Origin of the sequence: Psychrobacter sp. FME13, from assembly GCF_014861395.1 — a bacterium.
GTDB lineage: Bacteria > Pseudomonadota > Gammaproteobacteria > Pseudomonadales > Moraxellaceae > Psychrobacter.
In genome coordinates, this window is sequence record NZ_RRYV01000036.1 from 1 (window position 1) to 20,863 (window position 20,863).

The 20,863-nt window shown below is 41.0% G+C and carries 19 protein-coding genes; 12 read left to right on the forward strand and 7 right to left on the reverse strand.

The window, feature by feature from the left end:
* Nucleotides 1-255, forward strand: a 255-nt coding sequence (locus EI164_RS16960; protein ID WP_225739156.1) for a hypothetical protein, incomplete at its 5' end; no start/stop codon positions are given.
* A gap of 122 nt (nucleotides 256-377) precedes the next feature.
* Here the strand turns inward: EI164_RS16960 and cysG are convergent.
* On the reverse strand, nucleotides 378-2,015 hold the full coding sequence (cysG, locus tag EI164_RS06710) for a siroheme synthase CysG (protein ID WP_192519213.1): 1,638 nt from the start codon (nucleotides 2,013-2,015) through the stop codon (nucleotides 378-380).
* A gap of 303 nt (nucleotides 2,016-2,318) precedes the next feature.
* Nucleotides 2,319-3,269, reverse strand: a complete 951-nt coding sequence (locus tag EI164_RS06715) for an acetyltransferase (RefSeq protein WP_192519214.1) — start codon at nucleotides 3,267-3,269, stop codon at nucleotides 2,319-2,321.
* Nucleotides 3,270-3,603: 334 nt separating this feature from the next.
* Here EI164_RS06715 and EI164_RS06720 point away from each other — a divergent pair, with 334 nt between their 5' ends.
* The gene (locus EI164_RS06720; protein ID WP_192519215.1) at nucleotides 3,604-4,416 is read left to right on the forward strand and encodes a DUF817 family protein; all 813 of its coding nucleotides are present in this window, start codon (nucleotides 3,604-3,606) and stop codon (nucleotides 4,414-4,416) included.
* A gap of 297 nt (nucleotides 4,417-4,713) precedes the next feature.
* Here EI164_RS06720 and EI164_RS06725 read toward each other — a convergent pair whose 3' ends face one another.
* The 3 genes from EI164_RS06725 to EI164_RS06735 form a co-directional block, all read right to left on the reverse strand.
* Nucleotides 4,714-5,352, reverse strand: coding sequence for a phosphoadenosine phosphosulfate reductase family protein (locus EI164_RS06725; protein ID WP_192519216.1), 639 nt, complete (start codon nucleotides 5,350-5,352; stop codon nucleotides 4,714-4,716).
* Nucleotides 5,353-5,470: 118 nt separating this feature from the next.
* Nucleotides 5,471-6,067 (reverse strand): DUF934 domain-containing protein, encoded by a 597-nt coding sequence (locus EI164_RS06730; RefSeq protein WP_192519217.1) that lies wholly within the window; start codon nucleotides 6,065-6,067, stop codon nucleotides 5,471-5,473.
* Nucleotides 6,060-7,751 (reverse strand): nitrite/sulfite reductase, encoded by a 1,692-nt coding sequence (locus tag EI164_RS06735; RefSeq protein WP_192519218.1) that lies wholly within the window; start codon nucleotides 7,749-7,751, stop codon nucleotides 6,060-6,062. Before EI164_RS06735 ends, EI164_RS06730 begins: the two co-directional genes overlap by 8 nt.
* 287 nt (nucleotides 7,752-8,038) lie before the next feature.
* Here EI164_RS06735 and sat point away from each other — a divergent pair, with 287 nt between their 5' ends.
* The 6 genes from sat (at nucleotide 8,039) to EI164_RS06765 (ending at nucleotide 14,815) form a co-directional block, all read left to right on the forward strand.
* Complete coding sequence (gene sat, locus EI164_RS06740; RefSeq protein ID WP_192519219.1) at nucleotides 8,039-9,292, forward strand: sulfate adenylyltransferase; 1,254 nt, start codon at nucleotides 8,039-8,041, stop codon at nucleotides 9,290-9,292.
* Between the two features lie 326 nt (nucleotides 9,293-9,618).
* Nucleotides 9,619-10,692 (forward strand): sulfate ABC transporter substrate-binding protein, encoded by a 1,074-nt coding sequence (locus tag EI164_RS06745; RefSeq protein ID WP_192519220.1) that lies wholly within the window; start codon nucleotides 9,619-9,621, stop codon nucleotides 10,690-10,692.
* A 234-nt stretch (nucleotides 10,693-10,926) separates the two neighbouring features.
* Nucleotides 10,927-12,015 carry a sulfate ABC transporter substrate-binding protein gene (locus tag EI164_RS06750; protein WP_192519221.1) on the forward strand — a complete coding sequence of 363 codons (1,089 nt, stop codon included), beginning with the start codon at nucleotides 10,927-10,929 and terminating at the stop codon, nucleotides 12,013-12,015.
* Between the two features lie 193 nt (nucleotides 12,016-12,208).
* Nucleotides 12,209-13,093: a sulfate ABC transporter permease subunit CysT gene (gene cysT, locus EI164_RS06755; protein ID WP_192519222.1), complete on the forward strand. Its 885-nt coding sequence runs from the start codon at nucleotides 12,209-12,211 to the stop codon at nucleotides 13,091-13,093.
* A gap of 1 nt (nucleotide 13,094) precedes the next feature.
* Nucleotides 13,095-14,018, forward strand: a complete 924-nt coding sequence (cysW, locus tag EI164_RS06760; protein ID WP_192519223.1) for a sulfate ABC transporter permease subunit CysW — start codon at nucleotides 13,095-13,097, stop codon at nucleotides 14,016-14,018.
* A 74-nt stretch (nucleotides 14,019-14,092) separates the two neighbouring features.
* Nucleotides 14,093-14,815 (forward strand): sulfate/molybdate ABC transporter ATP-binding protein, encoded by a 723-nt coding sequence (locus EI164_RS06765; protein WP_192519224.1) that lies wholly within the window; start codon nucleotides 14,093-14,095, stop codon nucleotides 14,813-14,815.
* A 95-nt stretch (nucleotides 14,816-14,910) separates the two neighbouring features.
* Here the strand turns inward: EI164_RS06765 and EI164_RS06770 are convergent, their stop codons facing one another.
* Nucleotides 14,911-15,234: an ArsR/SmtB family transcription factor gene (locus tag EI164_RS06770; protein WP_192519225.1), complete on the reverse strand. Its 324-nt coding sequence runs from the start codon at nucleotides 15,232-15,234 to the stop codon at nucleotides 14,911-14,913.
* Between the two features lie 378 nt (nucleotides 15,235-15,612).
* On the opposite strand from EI164_RS06770, the gene EI164_RS06775 reads away from it, so the two are divergent.
* The 3 genes from EI164_RS06775 to bfr (EI164_RS06785) all read left to right on the forward strand — a co-directional run bounded on the left by EI164_RS06775 (nucleotide 15,613) and on the right by bfr (EI164_RS06785) (nucleotide 17,547).
* Nucleotides 15,613-15,804, forward strand: coding sequence for a bacterioferritin-associated ferredoxin (locus EI164_RS06775; protein ID WP_192519226.1), 192 nt, complete (start codon nucleotides 15,613-15,615; stop codon nucleotides 15,802-15,804).
* 710 nt (nucleotides 15,805-16,514) lie between these two features.
* Entirely contained in the window at nucleotides 16,515-17,003 is a 489-nt protein-coding gene (bfr, locus tag EI164_RS06780; protein ID WP_192519227.1) for a bacterioferritin, read from the forward strand.
* A gap of 61 nt (nucleotides 17,004-17,064) precedes the next feature.
* Nucleotides 17,065-17,547 carry a bacterioferritin gene (bfr, locus tag EI164_RS06785; protein ID WP_192519228.1) on the forward strand — a complete coding sequence of 161 codons (483 nt, stop codon included), beginning with the start codon at nucleotides 17,065-17,067 and terminating at the stop codon, nucleotides 17,545-17,547.
* A 139-nt stretch (nucleotides 17,548-17,686) separates the two neighbouring features.
* Here the strand turns inward: bfr (EI164_RS06785) and EI164_RS06790 are convergent, their stop codons facing one another.
* Nucleotides 17,687-19,084, reverse strand: a complete 1,398-nt coding sequence (locus tag EI164_RS06790) for a DHA2 family efflux MFS transporter permease subunit (protein WP_192519229.1) — start codon at nucleotides 19,082-19,084, stop codon at nucleotides 17,687-17,689.
* A 373-nt stretch (nucleotides 19,085-19,457) separates the two neighbouring features.
* On the opposite strand from EI164_RS06790, the gene EI164_RS06795 reads away from it, so the two are divergent.
* The gene (locus tag EI164_RS06795) at nucleotides 19,458-20,855 is read left to right on the forward strand and encodes a hypothetical protein (RefSeq protein ID WP_192519230.1); all 1,398 of its coding nucleotides are present in this window, start codon (nucleotides 19,458-19,460) and stop codon (nucleotides 20,853-20,855) included.
* The last annotated feature ends 8 nt before the right edge of the window (nucleotides 20,856-20,863 follow it).

Sequence of the window (20,863 nt, forward strand, 5' to 3'; positions counted from 1 at the left end):
CATGTAAGAAGTCCTTTTTGCTTAAGTGGTCTTGGTAAACTTACTTTAGCAACTTCGGACTTCTTTTTTTATCTTTTTTTTGAGCGCTTATCCCGAATTGGGGTTAGTGTAGGACTACTACAGCCACGCTTATTCTATGCCAGCTTTTTTGTTCATTTAATTTATAGGCCGTTAACTGTGGTAGAAGAGAGATATTGGTATATGGTTGTACCACAAGATGACGTTTGGCCTTATACGCTTCACACCACTTTATAAAATTCATACTATTTTATGAGTGGTTTTTTAATAAAAACCAAAAAAATGAGCTAAAATCCATACATCAAAAAGCCACGCTAATGATTATTAGCGTGGCTTTTTGATTGTTTAGACAACCTAAATTAATCAACAATCAGTTGCTCTAGACCATCTTCTGTGGCAAGGCTGGCTACCATCGACAAGGCATGCGCTTGTTGAGCATGAGGTTCATGTAGTGCAGTTTCGGATTTTGGCGTGGAAGCTGTACCACCACGTAACCAGTTATTATTGGTGTCGGATATATTTTGCTCATGTTGTTGATTGTACCAAGCCAAACTATCATGCAGGCTAACGACATCACCCATGATCAGTAGGGCAGGCGTTGGTAGTTGCGCTTGTGCTTGTAATTCAACGATATTGGCAAGTGTACCAGTCAATACTTGCTGATTAGGCATACTGGCATTGGATACGATGGCAATAGGTGTATCGCTACTACGTCCAGCACCAACCAAGCCCTCGGTCAAACGAGGCAAAGAGTGCAGACCCATATAAAACACAACCGTCTCATCGGTGTTCAAAAAGCTCTGAAAGTTGTTGTTTGGCGCGCCAGCCTTTAAAAACCCAGTAACAAAGCGGACCGATTGCGAGTGATCACGATGAGTAAGTGGAATCCCTGCATAGCTGGCCGCTGCATTGGCAGCAGTAATGCCTGGCACGACTTGATAAGGGATGCCATGTGCTCGCAAACTTTCAATCTCTTCGCCGCCACGTCCAAAGATAAACGGGTCGCCACCTTTTAGACGAACCACTCGGCGACCTTCTTTGGCACTATTTACCAACAGCTCATTGATACCGAGCTGAGCGACCGCATGGTTGCTGCGTTTTTTACCGACAAACACTTTATCCGAATCACGGCGGCATAAATCTAACACTTGCGGTGAGACTAATGCATCATAATAGACAATATCTGCTTGCTGCATCAGGCGTAGCGCTTTGAATGTTAATAACTCTGGATCGCCAGGCCCTGCACCCACGATATAGACTTCACCAACTGGAGTACTAGCATCCAAAGAGGTTGGGTTGTCGATCACAGGAGCGGCTGTCACAGCAGTGTCGATCGGTGATTCATGAGCACTGGCAATATGAGCGGCAGTGCTATCTAAGTCGGCTTGTAGCTGCTCAGTAGCTTGAGATTCATTACCAGCAAACATTAGCTCGCTAACTTTGCCTTCAAATGCCCGCTCCCAAAATTGTCGACGTCCGGTCAGTGTAGGAATCTTGGCTTTTACTTCAGTGCGAAATTCGCCAGCTAGTTTGGCTAATTTGCCATAACCTTGTGGGATTAACGTTTCAAGGCGTGCCCGTAACAGGCGTGCTAATACTGGTGCTTTACCGTTAGATGAGATGCCAATCACAATTGGATTGCGGTCAACGATAGCGGGAAAGATGAAATCGCATAGAGGCGGAGTATCGACGACGTTCACCGGAATATTAAGATCAGTGGCATCTGCATGAATCTGATGGTTTAGGGGTTCGTTATCAGTTGCTGCAATAATGATTCGTGCGCCTGACATATGACTTTTATCATAATTTTCATAAATCAGTGTATGCTTGCTATTAGATAGTAACGCTTGCAGTTCATCACAAATATCGGGCGCTAACACCGTAATAGAGGCACCGGCACGGCTGAGTAAATCGGCTTTACGCAACGCTACATCACCGCCACCAACGATAAGCACTTTACGGTCTTCTAGTTTAAAAAATAGCGGAAAAGTATTCATAGCATTACCAATCATTCATTTAATGTAAGATATACAGCTATTATGAGGTATCACGCGCAACGTCTCACGCAGTGAATTGGCATTAGTATATTCGTTTTTGTCATGTTGGTGGGGTTTTTTTGCGAGAAAGGGAATAGATGACTTAATAGGATGTTCATATAGCGTGATGCTTAGCAATAAAAGGCAGTATAAGACAAAAAATAAATAGGATAGCCAAAGTGATATAACAGTGATATAGCTAAGCACTTTGACCATAATATTTATAAAATATTCGCAATAATATATGGAGTATTTTGCCAAAGCCTACTCAAACTCACTGAGCATTTTAGTCATACGTGCATCTTTTTGTTGCCAGATGTCTTCTAGCCAATCAAACATCATTTTTTTCGTGGCTTCATCACGGTCATAACCACCATCCATAATTGCGGAAAATAACTCATCGGGTATCTTTAAGCGAGTCACATCTACACCCAAGCGACGGATATTGCCTTTCCATAAGTCATCATAGTCAGGCGTCCCATCTGGATATACGATCGTGATATCTAAGATTGAATCCAATTGATCACCTAATGCATTGATCGCCAATGACAGACCACCAGCACGTGGTTTTAATAGGTGTTGATAAGGTGAGTCTTGCTTATCATGTTTTTCTTTGGTGAAGCGCGTACCTTCCAAATAATTAAGTAGTGCAAAAGGCTTGTCTTTTAATTGACGACACGCACGTTTGGCTTCGATTAAATTTTGTTTTTTAAGCTCTGGATTTTTTGCTATTGCTTTAGAAGAAAAGCGCTTCATCATCGGAAAGTCTAAGAAGTAAAAGGCTTGACCGATAACAGGAATATAAATCAAATTAAACTTAGTAAAGAACCGTGTCAAAGGCAATCTACCTTGGCTAATGTATTGCACAATACTGGTATCCACCCAAGATTGATGATTGCTCACGAGTAGATATTGTTTGTCCTCACTTAAATCATTCGGCATATTGATACGCCAGTCTTTGTGAGGTAGCGCATGATTGATTACAGCGTTATTACTGTTAATCCAATATTTAGTAATTGCAATGAGTGCATCATCAGCGTATTTTGACTTGGTCAATACTTTGGTCGCGCCCAACGTCCAAATAGGTATACCAACGAAGACACTATTGGCAGTGAGGACGCTAGCACCAGTCAAAAAAGAAGCAGCTTTTCCGACAGGAGGTAATTTATCATGGAGCTTTTCGTAGAGTGAGTTATTTTTTTTTATAGAGGGCATAACTAATATCCATATTAATGAGTACGGTAAAACTATCACCAATCTTGAGTAGTACAGTGAGCGCGACTACTCACAAAGATGGTATTTTCGTTCATGGTTTGACTTTAAAGGGTGAGCGTCGTGCATTTATTATGCGCAGCCCTCAAAGGTAAGGCATAGAATAACCCAATGTTATACCATAAGACGTTAAAAAAACGTTATTTATTCAATTGAATGCATTTTAATATATTTTAAGGTGATTATCATACTAGTACGTTTATTGATATCATGGATGAATATAGCAATGAGTTTTTTCACGAGTCGGTAGTTGATATGATAGTAGCGTCAGTCTGAGGTGTTAAAAACTATTTTACGTGGCAGCATACTGGCCTTAGCCTCTGCTTTATTTGGAATCCTTTTGTTATTGGCTTTTGTGCTGACTCATTATATGAGCTGGCCAGTTTTTGGGATTTATCGCTACGATGTTTTATTAGCATATGCCTTAATTGTTCAAGCGCTTTTGGTGTGCTTAAAGTTAGAAGCACCTCGTGAAGTATGGGTCATTGCTATTTTTCATATTATTGCCATGGCAATGGAGCTGTTTTTGACCCATCCCAAAATCGGCTCTTGGTGCTATCCTGAGCAAGCGATTTTTAGAATTGCCAATGTGCCGCTTTTTGCAGGTTTTATGTATTCGGCGGTAGGCAGTTTTTTAGCGCGTGGGTTAAGGCTGTTTAACGTGTCTTTTACCAATTTGCCAAATTTAGTATGGGTGATTTTATTGGTTGTTTCATCTTATGCTAACTTTTTTACTAAATTCTTTGTACCTGATATTCGCAATGTGCTGTTCGTAGCTTCACTCATCTTATTCTGGAAAACCAAAATATTTTTTCAAATTAATAGTGAGAATAATTTGCAGGCAGGTAGTGCCAAGCAATACCAATTACCATTTTTACCATTACTATTGTTTCTCGCATTTCTGGTTTGGTTAGCAGAGAATATTGCTACTTTTGCTAATATTTGGCGTTATCCTTCACAAGTGGGCTCATGGCAAATGGTCGGTTGGGGTAAGCTGGGTTCTTGGTACTTATTACTGATATTGAGCCTAGTATTGGTGTTGGCGGTCATGGGTAAACGCGATGCTAAAGGGAGTTGGCAACTGATTTAATCATGAAAAGTGAAATGGGCGAAAATAACAGTACTTATTATTTTAAAATTGAATGGGCGATAAGCATAAAAAAGGCCCTTTCTTGAATCCAAGAAAGGGCCTTTTTTATTCATAAACAGCTAGGGCGTGTCCTCATTTTAAAAATGGTGATAAAAATGAGATAAATTGCCGTCAAACAAGGAAAATAGCGCAGATAATATCGAGATATTAGTCAGCTATTTGACACCGTTTGGCAAGATTTAGCTATTTTTAACCCACTTAGATAACTATCGATTGAATTGAGGATATGCCCTAGTATTATAGCTGAGTATGCAAACCACACTCACGGCTTTCTTCTACTTTAGTTGGATCAAAATAATCAAACTCGTTTGGTAGGTTGTTTTCTTCAAGATAACCATCTAGATCAACATCGGTTTTTTCAAATAATGGAGCGACTTTTAACACGCCATCTTTTGATAGGCTAAGCACATCAAGGCCTTGACGGAACTCTGTTTGATCTTTACGAATCGCATTGAACCATACGTCAGGTTTCAGCTCATCTAAAGCGCGGCGGAATGGCTCAAGTTTTACTTGGTCAGTAAACTCACCATGCTGTGGGTTATCAATACCCGGGATACCGTTCATGGTTGCATCACGATGTGCCGCTGTTTGTTTAGGTATATAAGTCACAACGTTTAGGTTAAGGTCACGAATCACTTTATTAGCGAACTGATACGTCGCATCAGTATTATAGCCTGAGTCTACCCATAGTACGGTGATGTCAGGACGCTGCTTAGCAACCAAATGCAGGATTGCTGACTCATACGGACGAAAGTTAGTCGTGATGATTGGGTTTTTTGCTTGAGTCAGTGCCCATGCCACGATTTCTTCTGGTGATTTACCTTGCAGGTCTTGATTGGCTTGGTCGATATTTAGATTTGGGTGTAATTGGCTCATGGTATATTCCTTAAATGGGATTGATTTGATAAAAGGGTTTAGCACAGGCCCTCAATGTAAACAGCAAACTTTGAGTCGGCTGAAAACGAGGGCATGCTGTAGTAAAAGTTTAAGTTAGTTAAACACCTGCAAACATCGGTAATGCTGCGGCATCTCGACCGCCATAGCTGCTGGCAAGCGCATTGAATGCTTGACGAATATCAGAAATAGATTGCATGTCGTGCTCACTAAGCACAAAGCTGTCGACGCCTACGCGTAATAAATAGGCAATTTGATCACGGCCAAAATCACCAGTAACGCGAATCTCGCCTTGATAGCCAATTTGGCGTAAGGTTTGCGCGAAGCTAAAGTTACGTCCATCAGCGAACTTTGGCACATGTATGACGATAAGCGTCTGCGTTAATAGCAGCTCACTTAACGCTATTAACGCATCTGTGTCTGTATCAGCAGTCACCCATAATCCAGTATGACTGCTATGCTGGATTATCAGCTCATACACTTCTTTGACTAAGCCAACTCCTAGCGTGCCTGAAGCATCTAACAAATCAGCAAGTGGCACTAGCACATCAGGTTTTTCTTGTCGTTGTAAGAGCTCAAGTAAAGTAAGGTCTACAGAGGCGATTCCATCTGGTAGTGTCTCAGTGGTCAATACATGCCAGCTGTCCTGATGACTAATATCGACACCCTGACTATCCAAAATATGGTGATTAGCCATAGACCTTCTCCTTAAATGGATCAATACCGACACGCTCAACCAACTCACCAAAGCTTTCTACGTCGTTATCAGTGGTAGCACGTAGATCAACATAGACATCAACGATCTTTTGAATTGTGTCAGCAACTGCTTCCGTAGGTACGGATCGACCGAGTATCTTGCCAAGCTTGGCATTGTCGCTAGAGTTGCCGCCAAGGCTAATCTGATACCAGTTTTCTCCCTTTTTATCGACACCCAAAATACCGATATCGCCAGTATGATGATGGGCACAGGCATTGATACAGCCCGACATATTGAGACGGATATCGCCAAGATCATAGAGATAGTCAAGGTCGACAAACTGCTTTTCTATTTGTTCAGCGATGTTGTGGGTAGTGGCATTAGCAAGTGAGCAATAATCCCAACCTGGACAAACAATCATATCCGTGAGGGTGTTAATATTGGCACGAGCTAAATTCAGCGCTTTTAGTTGTTGCCACAACTCGTACAACTCATTGGTTTGTACATCAGCAAATACTAGGTTTTGTTGGTAAGTGCCGCGCAATTCACCAAAGCTATGTTTGTCTGCAAGGTCAGCCAACGCGTCCATCTGTGACTCACTGACATCGCCTGACGGTACGTATTTACCATCAACCAACCCTGCTTTCAAAGAAACTACTACTGCACGGTATCCATTGACTTTGTGTGCGACAGTATTTTGTTTATACCAATTGGCAAAGTCTTTATCAGCGCTCAATTGCTGCTGTAAATCAGACTGAACTTGTAGCGCATCGAAGTCCGCATAATCAGGCTCACTGAAAAAGCCCATGGCGGTTTCAAAATTTGCATCAGTCAGTGTCAACGGCCCGTCTTTGGTATGCGCTTCCCACTCAGCATTGACCAATTTAGCAAATGCAGGTCCACCTAAGGTATCGACCAATATTTTGATACGTGATCTATATTTACTGCCTTTATCACGGCGACCATGCAGATTATAAACACGTAATATAGCGTCTAAATAACTGAGTAGATGCTCACGTGGCAAAAACTTATTGATAACTTTACCAAGCACTGGGATACGGCCAAGTCCGCCGCCAACCAATACTTCAAAACCAATCTCGTCATCCTCATTTTTCTTCAAGTGCAAACCAACATCATGCACTTGCGTCGCTGCGCGATCTGTCTCTGTACCGATAACGGCAATCTTAAATTTACGTGGTAAAAAAGCAAATTCAGGATGGAACGTAGACCACTGACGAATAATCTCGCAATAAGGACGTGGATCCGCAATCTCTTCTTTATGGATACCAGCATAAGGGTCAGTGGTGGTATTGCGAATACAGTTGCCAGATGTTTGAATAGCATGCATCTGTACCGATGCCAATTCTGCCAAGATATCTGGCACTTCTTCTAGTTTTGGCCAATTCAACTGGATATTGGTACGGGTCGTGAAGTGTCCATAACCTCTATCATATTTACGAGTAATTTCTGCTAGTTTGCGCAGTTGGTAACTGGCTAGTAAGCCGTAAGGAATGGCGATACGTAACATCGGCGCATAGCGCTGAATATAAAGACCATTCTGCAAACGCAGTGGCAAAAACTGTTCTTCTGGCAGCTCGCCTGCCAAAAACCGTTCGGTTTGATCGCGAAACTGAGCGACTCGTTCCTCTACTAAGTTTTGGTCAGCGTAGTTATATTGATACATGACGTAATCTCAAATTTGTTTTTAGACTTAAAAGCAGCGACGAAAATGATTTGCGTGTGTAATAGGTTTATTGCCGTTCGCAATGCGCACAATTCAGCTTTACATCATATAAGCTTGCGCTTAAAAACATAAATTCCTTTAAGACATATCCATATCCAAACACAGCATAAATTTTCATAACGAAAGTTAGGTAGCCTATGCTTATCAAATTTAAAGCGCAATGCCACAACCATTTCTTAAGCCACTTCTTACTTTCTCAGCACTATTTTTGAGGTTTTAAAACGACTATGACAGCTTCTATTATTAATAATCAGCCATCAAAACTTGTTCCGCCACACGGTAGCAATGAATTAAAGCCGTTACTACTAAGAGGGGATGCTCGCGATGAAGCGATTACGCTTGCCAGCACATTACCGACGATCACCTTAAGCTCTCGTGAGCGTGGTGATTTAATTATGTTTGGTATTGGTGGTTTTACACCGTTGAATGGCTTTATGAATCAAGCGGATTGGCAAGGCGTGGTTGACAACATGCGCTTGCAAAGTGGTGACAACGCAGGCTTGTTTTGGCCGATTCCTATTACGTTGTCAGCACCTAAAGCGACTGCTGACAGCCTTAACTCAGGTGACAAAGTGGCACTGGTCGCTGAAGATGGTGAAGTGATGGGCATCTTAACTGTGGAAGAGACTTACACCATCGACAAAACGCATGAGTGTCAGCAAGTATTTACCACAACAGATTCAGAGCATCCAGGTGTTCAACAAGTATTGAACCAAGACGATGTCAATATCGCAGGTAGCGTAGAAGTACTCAGCGAAGGCGAGTTTCCAACATTATATCCTGAAATTTATAAAACGCCCGCTGAAACACGCGAAATTTTGGATGCCAAAGGCTGGAAAACGGTTGCGGCATTCCAAACACGTAACCCAATGCACCGTTCACACGAATACCTTGCCAAAATTGCCATCGAAATTTGTGATGGGGTCTTAGTACACTCTTTGCTCGGCGCGTTAAAGCCTGGTGATATCCCAGCAGAAGTGCGTCAAGAAGCAATTAAGACCTTAATCGATAACTACTTCCAACAAGATACTGTTATTCAAGCGGGTTATCCACTAGACATGCGTTATGCCGGACCTCGCGAAGCATTGTTACATGCTGTATTCCGTCAAAATTATGGTTGTAGCCATCTTATTGTAGGTCGTGACCATGCTGGTGTTGGTGATTACTATGGTGCCTTTGACGCGCAGGCCATTTTTGATAAAGTCGGCAAAGATGACCTCATCACCCAACCATTAAAAATTGGCTGGACCTTTTGGTGTAATGCTTGTAATGCGATGGCCTCTGACAAAACTTGCCCGCATGACGCCTCTGAGCATGTCAAAGTATCGGGGACTAAGCTGCGTAAAGCCCTATCAGAAGATGAAGAAGTGCCAGATAATTTTAGTCGCCCAGAAGTGCTACAGATATTGCGTAATTACTATGCTGGTATCGCAAAAGAAGAACGTGCCGAGGTGAAATTAACGGGAGCATCTGCGGTATAAGTATTATAAAAACATTATAAAAAGTTAATAAAAAAGGTGTCGGGCTTATCGTCTGGCACCTTTTTTATGTTTACAATTTCTTACCTGTTTCAGGTATAGGCTAGGGCGGGTTAAATATTCCAAACATTAGGGCTGTGGATCGCCAAAATCGCTTATGCCAAGTTAAACACTTGATAAGCGAATTCGTCACTAAGAGTCTAGCACACAAACTGCTAGCATATCTTTTATTATCCATCGGGCAAAATCCAAAATATTTAAAGCTTCAATACTAATAATAGAGCAATCAATATTTGGTTAGTACCCTATCATTTATTAAGAAGAAACATATGCGATCACAGGTATCTAATATCAGTTTAAAAGTTGGTAGTGCATGGGCAGTCGCCTTACTGATAACAGGCTGTAGTCCTACTGAAGCCACGCAACAAGACACACCGACAGCGGGAGACTCGCAGGATATCAGCTTACTGAATGTCTCTTATGATGTATCACGTGACTTTTATAAAGACTACAACACTCTATTCAGTGCAAGTTATGAAAAAGAGCATCCAGGTAGTAAGGTCAAGGTCAATCAATCACATGGTGGCTCAAGTAAGCAAGCGCTGTCTATTGCTAATGGTTTGCAAGCAGATATGGCAACCTTAAACCAAGAAAGCGATATGAATCTGTTGGTAGAAAAAGGGCTGGTAGCCACTGATTGGAAGCAGGCGTTCCCGAATAATGCAGTGCCTTATACCAGTACCATGGTGCTATTGGTACGTAGCGGCAACCCAAAAAACATCAAAGACTGGTCGGACTTGGCACGCAATGATATCGATGTGGTCATACCGAACCCAAAAACCAGTGGCACAGCGCGTTATGCTTTCTTAGGAGCGTATGGTTATGGTTTGCATCAATTTAAAGAAAGTGTGGAAGCTCCAGCCAAAACTGATGACTTCATCAAAAAACTATTAGCAAATGTGGTCACTTATGACAATGGTGCGCGTGCAGCGACGACCAGTTTTACCCAACGCGGGCTAGGGGATGTGCTCGTCACAACTGAAAATGAGGCAAATTTGGCTGCTAGGCAGTTTGCTAAAGGCCAAGTCGATATTGTGTATCCAAGCTACTCTATAGTAATTGCTAATCCAGTGGCAGTCGTGACCGGTGTTACGGATAAAAGCGGTAAGACAGATGCCGCAAGTGCTTACTTACAAGGTCTGTGGGATGTGCCTGCTCAGCAGCTCATGGCAGAGATGTACATGCGCCCTAGTAATGCAGAAGTACTGGCTGCTCATAAAGACACATTGCCTGAAATTGCAACTTTCGACCCAGTATCTGTTTTTGGTACTTGGACGCAGATTATGGATACGTTCTTTATCGATGGTGGCCGCTTTGATCAGCTGGCTCGCGTAGAAAAATAGCTTTTTAACACTCATTTGACTGGCTGACTGTCGAATAATAGGCGCTGCAAGCGTTTGTGTTTTTGACGCTTCATCAACAGTATTTTTAGTGGCTCCTGAAAATAAATTGACAAGTTTGTAGTTATCGCCTAGTTATTCCGTTTTGGCAATAACATACGCATATTCATCATTAAACATAATAAGATGGCACTGTTAGCATACTTGCATTACTTAACAAATATTTTTGAGGGATTTATGACACACGCAGCTGGTTATCAACAAAAAAGTAAAAAACTGAATGTTTTGAGCATTGCAGGCGTTGCATTAACGTTGGGTTTGGCTGGTTGTAGCAATGGCGATACGACTGCCAATGCGGACGGCGCAGCCGCGACAGAAGGGCAAGATATCGAGTTGCTGAATGTCTCTTATGATGTGGCCCGTGATTTTTATAAAGACTACAATCCGTTATTCGTTGAACACTATAAAGCTGAAAACCCAGACAGTAATATCCTAATCAAACAGTCACATGGTGGCTCAAGCAAGCAGGCACTGTCTGTTGCTAACGGTTTACAGGCGGATGTGGCCACGATGAACCAAGGATCTGATATTGAGCTGCTTGAGAAAGAAGGCTTGGTTGAGTCAGATTGGGAAAGTAAATTCCCTGATAATGCAGTGCCTTTTACCAGTACTATCGTGTTTTTGGTACGTAAAGGTAACCCAGAAGGCATTAACGACTGGGAAGATTTGACCAAAGATGGTCTTGAGATTGTCATGGCTAACCCAAAAGTGACGGGTAATGGTCGTTATGCATTCTTAGGTGCGTATGGCTATGGTTTGCATGCCTTTAATCAAGATGAAGCAAAAGCTAAAGGCTATGTCAAAGACATGCTAAAAAATGTCAAAGTCTATGAAAATGGCGGCCGTGCTGCCACAACGACATTCGTTCAGCGTGGTATCGGTGACGTCTTAGTAACCTTTGAAAATGAAGCCAACCTTGCAGCGACCGATTTTGGTGCGGGTCAAGTCGATATCGTTTATCCAAAATACTCTATCAAGTCAGAAAGCCCAGTGGCTGTTGTCAAAGCTGTGACAGACAAAAAAGGTACAACAGACGCCGCAAAAGCGTATCTTGATTACCTATGGAGCGAGCCTGCTCAGCAATTGGCAGCCGATCTTTATCTACGTCCTAGTGTACAAAGCGTACTAGAGAAAAACGGTGACAAATTACCACCAGTTGAAACTTTCCGTCCGAATGACGCCTTTGGGTCATGGGATGACATCATGGGTACTTACTTCAGTGATGGCGGCGTGTTCGATCAATTGGCTATCAATGCACCGCAGTAGCAATTGACTAAGATTGCTCATTTATTCAAAGCAGTGACTTTACTACCAGTTAGGTGATGTGGTCATTTAGGAAAACTTCATAAAGGACATGGTCGTACGCACTGTGTCCTTTATACCGTAAGCATCTTAATAATAAGTTCGATATAACATGGTCTTACGATAAGTACCATCAGTTAGGCAACAGGACATCACTATGAGTGCAACATCTTCTTCTGCCAGTAAAGCCCCTGCTAAGAAAGGTTGGCTAACACGCTTGCGTCAACGCAATGTACTGCCAGGTTTCGGTCTGAGCATGGGCATTACTGTTTTTAGCTTATCGCTATTGGTGGTGTTGCCGTTTGCGATGATGGCTTATACGACAACGCAAATGGGTTGGAGTGGCTTTTGGGAGACCATCAGCCAGCCGCAAGTGACGGCTGCTATCAAGCTGAGCTTATGGATGTCTTTTTTAGCCATGCTTACTAACATGGTGTTTGGTACCTTGGTTGCTTGGGTGCTCGTACGTTATGAGTTTTGGGGTAAGTCTTTAATTAATGCCTTGGTCGACCTGCCATTTGCCTTACCAACAGCGGTTACTGGTATCTCGCTTGCTACGCTTTATGCTCCCAATGGGTTGATGGGTCAATGGTTTGCTAAGTTTGATATTCAAGTGGCGTTTACGCCACTGGGTATTTGGTTGGCGTTGGTCGTAGTCAGCTTTCCCTTTATCGTCCGTGCTGTGCAGCCGGTACTCGCTGAGCTATCAGTTGAGTTTGAGGAAGCGGCTGCCGTGCTAGGCGCCAATCGCTTAACCACCTTTCGTAAAGTAATTTTACCGGAGTTGTTACCAGCATTATTAATGGGTGCAGGTATGATGTTTGCTCGTGCCACTGGCGAATATGGCTCGGTGATTTTTATCGCAGGTAATATTCCGATGCAGTCTGAGATTTTACCGTTGATTATCATCAGCAAGCTTGAGCAGTTTGATATTCAAGGCGCCTCTGCTGTCGCACTATTTATGCTGCTTATCTCATTTGTGATTCTGTTAACCATTAATATCGTACAGTGGAAGCTGTCACGCCGTGTAGGAGCACGCTAATATGCAAATATCTAATAGCTACGACTACCAGAGTAACGCAGCCACCAAAGATGCACCATGGATACGTCGTATCTTTATCGTTATTGCCGTACTATTTATGGTAGTGATGTTAGTGATCCCTTTATTGGCGGTGTTTTACGAAGCCTTTAAGGGTGGCTGGCAGTTGTATATTGCCTCACTTGTCGATCCAGAGGCACTACAAGCCATTAAGCTAACATTGATTACTGCGGCCATTGTTTTACCGATTAATATGGTGATGGGTATCGCGATTGCATGGTTGGTCACTCGCTATCAGTTTAAAGGTAAGCAGTTGGTTACCACGTTACTTGATTTGCCATTTTCTGTTTCACCAGTGGTTGCAGGCTTGATGTTCATATTGCTATTTGGACTCAACTCTACGGTTGGTGGCTGGCTTGAGAGTATGGGGTTCCAAATCATTTATGCGGTTCCTGGTATTGTATTAGCGACATTATTTGTCACATTCCCGTTTGTCGCACGTGAGTTGATACCGCTGATGCAAACTCAAGGTGATAGTGAAGAGCAAGCAGCACTCACATTGGGCGCTTCTGGTTGGCAGACTTTTTGGCATGTGACGTTGCCAAATATTAAATGGGCACTGCTATATGGCCTAATTTTGACCAATGCGCGGGCGATGGGTGAGTTTGGTGCAGTCAGCGTCGTATCAGGTCATATTCGGGGCGAGACCAACACCATGCCACTACTGGTTGAGATTGCTTACAATGATTACAACTTTACAGCCGCTTTCGCTTTATCTAGTTTACTTGCTGCATTGGCATTGATTACGCTGCTTATCCAGCAAATCATGACTAAACTACAAGAGCGTAAGTTTGCCAAATCTGGGCGATTGGATAATATACCTGAGATATCATTAAGTACTGAGACAACGGTTACAGACAAGGTATAAGTGAGACATTACTGTTTATTGGTAACGCATGACTGACATAAATGGTCACTAAAATATATATAAGAGACATCATTATGAGCATCGAAATTCGCAACATCAATAAAAAATTTGGTGATTTTACAGCCTTAGATAATATCAATATCACCGTACCAACTGGCAAGCTAACGACATTACTAGGACCGTCGGGCTGTGGCAAAACCACTTTGCTGCGTATCATTGCAGGTCTTGAGTATGCTGACTCTGGGCAGGTGTTGTTTGATGAGTTAGATGTGACGAACACGCCTGTACAAAAACGTCACATCGGCTTTATGTTTCAACATTATGCGCTGTTTCGTCACAAAAATATCGCTGATAATGTCGCGTTTGGTCTCACTTTGCTGCCAAAGAATGAGCGACCAAGCAAAGCTGATATTAATAAGCGTGTGGCAGAGCTATTAGAGTTAGTGCAGCTGCCACAGATTGCCAATGCTTATCCACACCAATTATCAGGTGGTCAGCGTCAGAGAATTGCACTGGCACGTGCACTTGCAGTAAAGCCGAAATTATTATTGCTTGATGAGCCGTTTGGTGCACTAGACGCTAAAGTTCGTAAGGAGCTACGTACGTGGTTAAAAAATATCCACCATGAGCTGGGTATTACTAGCATTATGGTTACTCATGATCAAGAAGAGGCGCGTGCAGTATCTGATGAGATTGTCGTTATGAATCAAGGGCGAGTGGAGCAGGTAGGGACATCAGAAGAGCTGATACATCAACCAGCTAGCACCTTTATTAGTGAGTTTTTAGATTTGGTTTAAATAGTCGACATACTTCATTAGAAATAAAAAAAGACCTATGATAAATAGGTCTTTTTTTGTAGGGTATGTCTGAATATTCTTAATACGAAACATCGTTAACCAGGCTTTGGCATGGCAATATCTTTAGTAGATATTTGCTCATAGGTAATATCTAAAATTTCTTGACACCATTCTGGTAAGTCATCGGACACTTCATACCACATCCATGTACCATCTCGTACACAGCTTAAAATACCCAGTTCTTTCAAATGATTTAAATGACGTGATATCGTTGGTTGTGGCTGATCTAGTATCTCTACTAACTCTCCCACGCAGCGTGATTCTTTTTTAAATAAAATTTGAAATATTTTTAAGCGGGTCGGGTCAGATAAGACTTTAAACAGCTCAATAGGTCGTAACGTAAAATTATTGTCAGACATAGTATGATCCCTATAGGGCTTTTGTTAATAGAAGTTAAATATAACAGTAGTTGTGCATAAAATCGATTAAAAAGTGAGCTAAATTACAGTTTATCGTTAATTTACTACCTTTCATCTATATCATAACATACATATTTATATTCGTTTAGATAGATTAAAGGATGCAATATCCTTGCCAATTATGCAGAATTCCTTAAAAAAACATTTAAATACTATTGAAAATGATAATAGTTATCGTTATGATAGGTCAATCAATAAAGATGATTGATTGGTTGTCCAGTGACGAAAATTAAGTTGCATAAGATGATGATTATCAACTCTTTAAACTGACTGACAGTCAAATAGTTATTGAATAGTGATGTTCATAGGAGCCAGTTCATGTACGTATGTATTTGCAATGACGTAAAAGAAAAGCAAATTCAGGCAGCGATTGCGTCAGGCATCGATACGCTTGATGGTCTAAAAGATACGCTAGATGTGGCAACTTGTTGTGGCTGCTGTGAGCCTATGGTCAATGACTACTTAGATGAACATCATGCCAAGCTTGATGAATTAGCGTACGCTGTTTAAGCATTAATAGCTCATCTCGTTTCTATTCTGTTTTACCATTCTCAATTTTCTATCATTCTCAATGTAGATGCCACCCGAACTCATATTGACATAAATACCACTAATTACTTACTCTATCTACCATGGATAGGGTAAGATTCTTAGTGTTGATGCGCTTATTTTTAATAAAATGGATATTGTTGACAGCAGCCACTTAGGTGCCATTAATTGACACATTTATATATTTAATAGCGTCAAAATATCCAAATATTGTCATAAGAATAAGCCGTGCATTCCATTCAAACGATAGCCCTCCACATGGGCTAAAATAGTTTATGTTGTCATTTTTAAGTCACACGATATATAGTCAAAGCCCTCTAAAATGAATACAAGTCATCTAAACGCAGATTGTACAAGTAGTACATCTTGTGAGAGTAACGCCGTAGCCATTTAATAATTATCTAACGATATATAATGACATGATCTAGCCAGTTATTATTCTCGACTAGCATCTTGTTCTCAACTAGCATCTTATTCTCAACTAGCATCTTATTCTTAGTTCATAATGTTACAAGCTGGATAACAGCCTGTATGCTATTATGTGTCTCTAATATTGCAATAAATTCTGTTGATTTTGATACTAAGTAATTGGTTTGTTGATCAGACTGTCCTGATGTAGGTCATTTTGATTGTAAGACGATATACAAGGTAGATATAGAGGAGTACACGTTATGATAGGCAGCCAAAAAGTCATTGATTATTTAAACTTTTTGTTAGGTGGTGAGCTTGCAGCTCGCGACCAATATTTTATACATTCTGAAATGTATGCTGAATGGCATTACGGTAAACTTTATGAGCGTATTCATCATGAAATGGCAGATGAGACACTACATGCCCAAGCCATTATTCGCCGTATCTTAATGCTGAGTGGCACGCCAAAAATGACTGTTGATACCATCAACATTGGCTCTACTGTCCCTGAAATGCTACAGCTAGATTTGGACTTAGAGTACAAGGTACAACAACACCTAAAAGACGGCATCGCTATCTGCGAAGCAGAGCATGACTATGTGACACGTGAAATGTTGGTTGAGCAGTTAAAAGACACTGAAGAAGATCACGCTCATTGGCTCGAACAGCAATTGCGCCTTATTAACATGATTAGTCTACCTAATTATCTACAAAGCCAAATGGCTGAAGTGACTCCTAATCTTATTTAACACTACGCTAGATGCGTATATAAATAAGAATAAGCTCAAACAACACATATGGAGAAAGATAATGAAAAGTAATAAAGAGGTTATTCGTGCTTTAAATAAAGTGCTTGGACAGTCGTTGATCGCTATCAACCAGTATTTTTTACATGCTCGTATCGCACGTCATTGGGGATTAGAAGCCCTCAATGAAAGTTTTTACAAACAATCTATTGCTGAGATGAAATGGTCTGATGATTTGATTGCACGGATTTTATTGCTAGGCGGTTTACCGAATTTGCAAGATTATGGCAAAATATTTATCGGTGAAGATGTGGCTGAAACGATTGACTGCAACTTACGTTTAGAAAAACAGAAGTTTGCTATCCTTACTGATGCTATCACGTTATGTGAGACAGAGTCTGACTATGTTTCTCGCCAGCTATTGGTTACCTTAAAAGATGGTAATGAAGAGTATGAAGACTGGTTAGATACACAAGAGGATTTGATTGAAAGCGTTGGGATAGAACGATACATCCAATCACAAATGAATGATGATGACGCGCCTTAAGTTGATGTGATTAATAAACAGAACATATTCTCTAAACTTGCCAGCTTGTGATTGGTTATATACCAAAACATAAGCTGGCATTTTTATGCCCAATGTTTTGTACCTAACATTTGAGAGGCTCTACTTGACCAAATCATACTTAATATAGACCACGACCATCTTCAGGTTTTAGCCGTAAAAAATACAATCCTGAAAGAATGGTTAAGACACCAAGTATCCAGTAGGTGGCTTGAAAAGCAACCAATGTATCTAGCGAAAATCGATCACGCAATAAATTAAGTACGGCTGCGCCGAAAGCAATACCGAAACTGATCGCTAGCTGTTGATTAACAGCCATTAAACTGTTACCACTGCTGGTCTGTGTACCATGAAGATCGCCAATAGTAATGGTATTCATCGCGCTGAACTGCATGGAGTTACAAGCACCCATAATTGTCAATATAGGTATAAACCAAAGCCACTGTGAAGGGTCATCAAACTGCGCCAACACAATGATAAGCGTGCCCATAAAAAACGTGTTATAAACCAAAACAGTGCGATAGCTATAACGTTGAATAATTTTACTAACCCAAGGTTTGATACCCATAGCACCAACTGCAATTGGAGCAAGCAACCAGCCTGCCCGTGAAGGTGAGTATTCAAATACCACTTGTAATAGTAACGGCAGTAAAAAGGGAACAGAACTGATACCGAGGCGTGTGAATAAATTACCTGTAATACCAATTCGGAAAGTGCGAATATCAAACAGAGTCAATGGAAATAGTGGTGCAGATCTTCGTTTGGCGTGCCATACATAAGCAGCTATCAGCATACTCGCTCCCAAAGCAAGTAATAACCCATAGATACCTCGGCCTGTTTGCGAACCAAACTCTACTGCAAGCGTAAATCCACAAGCCGCCGCTGCGAATAATGCAAACCCCGCCCAATCCAGTCGTTTAGTATCCTCAAATAATGCCGGCACGAGTTTTTTACCCATGATAAGACCGGCAATACCCATCGGGATGTTGATTAAAAATATCCAGTGCCAACTGGTATATTGTACGATATAACCACCCAATACTGGCCCTACTAACGGGGCAACCAATGCTGGTATCACCGCAAAGTTCATGACTGTTAAGAGCTTATTGCGTGGATAGGACTTAACCAATATCAACCGAGCAACGGGAGTCATCATCGCACCGCCAATACCTTGTACAATGCGCGAGCCAATCAAAAAATCTAACGTCGACGATGCAGCACATAGTAACGAGCCAATACAGAACAGAATAATTGCATATAAAAATACGCGGCGAGTACCATATTTATCGGCTAGAAAACCACTGATAGGAATAAATATTGCTAAAGTGAGCGCATAACTGATGACCGCCCATTGCATCTTTAATGGCGATTCACCTAACGCCTGCGCCATTTGCGGTAATGACGTATTTAAAATAGTGGCGTCCAAAATTTGCATGAATAGTGCGACCGCTAGCACATAGGGTAGGTACTTTTCTTGCATTGGAGTCAGGGTGATTTTAGACTCATTTTTATTAAGCATAGTAGACATAAATCATATTTTAGTCGATTTGATCGATTGTTAGTCGAAAGCGTTATGGGGTATGTGGAGTAAATTATTTTTAGTTAATTATGTTCGATTAACTATGTTCAATTAAGAGTATTTGAGTAGTGTAGAAACCAGATTGGCTAAAATGAATGCCAATCATCCACAAAAAAATGACTAATGGTAAGATTAAGGTCTGCTGAACATTCAAATTTGAATGTTCAACAGACCTTAGATAAAGTCATTTTACGCACTTTTATTTGTTATTATCTTGTATAATTATTACTCGACAATTTTTCTAAATTAATATAATAGTCATATTTATATCGTTTACATTTTACGATGTAGCTGTTCTCGAGTATGTAATCATATGTATAAACGACAGTCCGTTGCACTCATTGTAACATTGATAGTTGTCACACTTTTAGTATTAATGATCAGTGATGATGAAACTGGCAACCCCGCTGCCACCACCAACGACAGCTATTCTGCTGACAATACAGTAAACGGTACTCATATTCTGACAGATGGTTGTAGGGACTCAAAAAAAACTAAACGGCACTTATTGGAGGAAGTCATCTCGGAATTTTTTGATGGTGACTTTAGTGAAGCTGGTAAAAAACTGGCTTTTTTAAATATGTTTAGTTTAAATGCATGTGATGGATACTCAGAGATGCCTAAAGTAACTCCAAACATAGATGACAATATTGAGATTGAGATTGAAAAAGATAGTGAGATCCTTCTTGAAACAGTCATTCTGCCGCCTATTGAAACAGGTGCTGAAGACGATAATATCATCACGTTTGATAGCCATTTACATAACTTCCCATTAGCCTTTAATACGTGGAACGATACTTATCAGTTCAATCATGATATTCCTCATCGGGGTTATCAAGTTTTTTATATGCATTCAGATAATCCATCGAAGGTAATAGAAAGAGGGTACGTCACAGGAGTGGCAAAAAAATATAGTTGGAGTAACTTTAAAAATATACCATCAGAAAAATTCATGGCATATTGGGTAGGCTCGTTAAGCGTACCTGAATCGGGGTTTTATCAAGTTTTGATGAGTAAAAGTCACTCTAGGGCACGGGTGCTTATCGATAAACATATTATCATTGAGGACAACAAAGGCGGTGATGATATGCAAAAAGTATATATACCAGCTGGTAATCATATTGTCGAAGTTGAATACCGCAATGGCTGGCATACAACAGATGTGGCAATGGATATCAGTCCTATGGATAATGTTAAACAAGCTGAAGACCCAAATCAAATTTTATCCACCATCAAGCAGCGATACCCAGATGTTGTAGCATTATACGCTGGTGTTTATGAGGCGGATAATCAAGCTGTCGTGCTAGATATACCAGCTATATCCAAACCGGTAGTATTATACTTAAGCTCTTATGAGGCCATTAAATGGCAAATAAACAATACTCGTAATACCAACATAGTAGGAGTTGTTTACGTAAGCTCTCATAAAGGGTCGCAAGTCCAAGGTCTCACACAACAAAGTGCTATCATAAACGCCGATATAAAGAATTTTGGTTATAAGAACAATATAGTATGTCACTGCAATCATGATGGCTATCAATGCAATGTGAAAGCTGCTCATGTAGCGGGTGATATCAGCACAGGTAACCCATACCAAAAATACGGTATTGATATCATCCAGTTTGTAGGCAGTTATTCTACTGATTATTTCACTTTTCAACCCTATAGCGGTGAATGTGCTACTGTAAGTTCTATCACAACCAAAAAGTAATAGGATAT

What these genes read in the sequence shown, in the direction of transcription:
- EI164_RS06735 (WP_192519218.1), bottom strand. Translation starts at nt 7,751, where the DNA reads ATGTATCAATATAACTACGCTGACCAAAACTTAGTAGAGGAACGAGTC.
- EI164_RS06730 (WP_192519217.1), bottom strand. Translation starts at nt 6,067, where the DNA reads ATGGCTAATCACCATATTTTGGATAGTCAGGGTGTCGATATTAGTCAT.
- EI164_RS06725 (WP_192519216.1), bottom strand. Translation starts at nt 5,352, where the DNA reads ATGAGCCAATTACACCCAAATCTAAATATCGACCAAGCCAATCAAGAC.
- bfr (WP_192519227.1), top strand. Translation starts at nt 16,515, where the DNA reads ATGATAGGCAGCCAAAAAGTCATTGATTATTTAAACTTTTTGTTAGGT.
- EI164_RS06765 (WP_192519224.1), top strand. Translation starts at nt 14,093, where the DNA reads ATGAGCATCGAAATTCGCAACATCAATAAAAAATTTGGTGATTTTACA.
- EI164_RS06745 (WP_192519220.1), top strand. Translation starts at nt 9,619, where the DNA reads ATGCGATCACAGGTATCTAATATCAGTTTAAAAGTTGGTAGTGCATGG.
- EI164_RS06715 (WP_192519214.1), bottom strand. Translation starts at nt 3,269, where the DNA reads ATGCCCTCTATAAAAAAAAATAACTCACTCTACGAAAAGCTCCATGAT.
- cysT (WP_192519222.1), top strand. Translation starts at nt 12,209, where the DNA reads ATGAGTGCAACATCTTCTTCTGCCAGTAAAGCCCCTGCTAAGAAAGGT.
- EI164_RS06795 (WP_192519230.1), top strand. Translation starts at nt 19,458, where the DNA reads ATGTATAAACGACAGTCCGTTGCACTCATTGTAACATTGATAGTTGTC.
- EI164_RS06775 (WP_192519226.1), top strand. Translation starts at nt 15,613, where the DNA reads ATGTACGTATGTATTTGCAATGACGTAAAAGAAAAGCAAATTCAGGCA.
- cysG (WP_192519213.1), bottom strand. Translation starts at nt 2,015, where the DNA reads ATGAATACTTTTCCGCTATTTTTTAAACTAGAAGACCGTAAAGTGCTT.
- bfr (WP_192519228.1), top strand. Translation starts at nt 17,065, where the DNA reads ATGAAAAGTAATAAAGAGGTTATTCGTGCTTTAAATAAAGTGCTTGGA.
- cysW (WP_192519223.1), top strand. Translation starts at nt 13,095, where the DNA reads ATGCAAATATCTAATAGCTACGACTACCAGAGTAACGCAGCCACCAAA.
- EI164_RS06750 (WP_192519221.1), top strand. Translation starts at nt 10,927, where the DNA reads ATGACACACGCAGCTGGTTATCAACAAAAAAGTAAAAAACTGAATGTT.
- EI164_RS06770 (WP_192519225.1), bottom strand. Translation starts at nt 15,234, where the DNA reads ATGTCTGACAATAATTTTACGTTACGACCTATTGAGCTGTTTAAAGTC.
- EI164_RS06790 (WP_192519229.1), bottom strand. Translation starts at nt 19,084, where the DNA reads ATGCTTAATAAAAATGAGTCTAAAATCACCCTGACTCCAATGCAAGAA.
- sat (WP_192519219.1), top strand. Translation starts at nt 8,039, where the DNA reads ATGACAGCTTCTATTATTAATAATCAGCCATCAAAACTTGTTCCGCCA.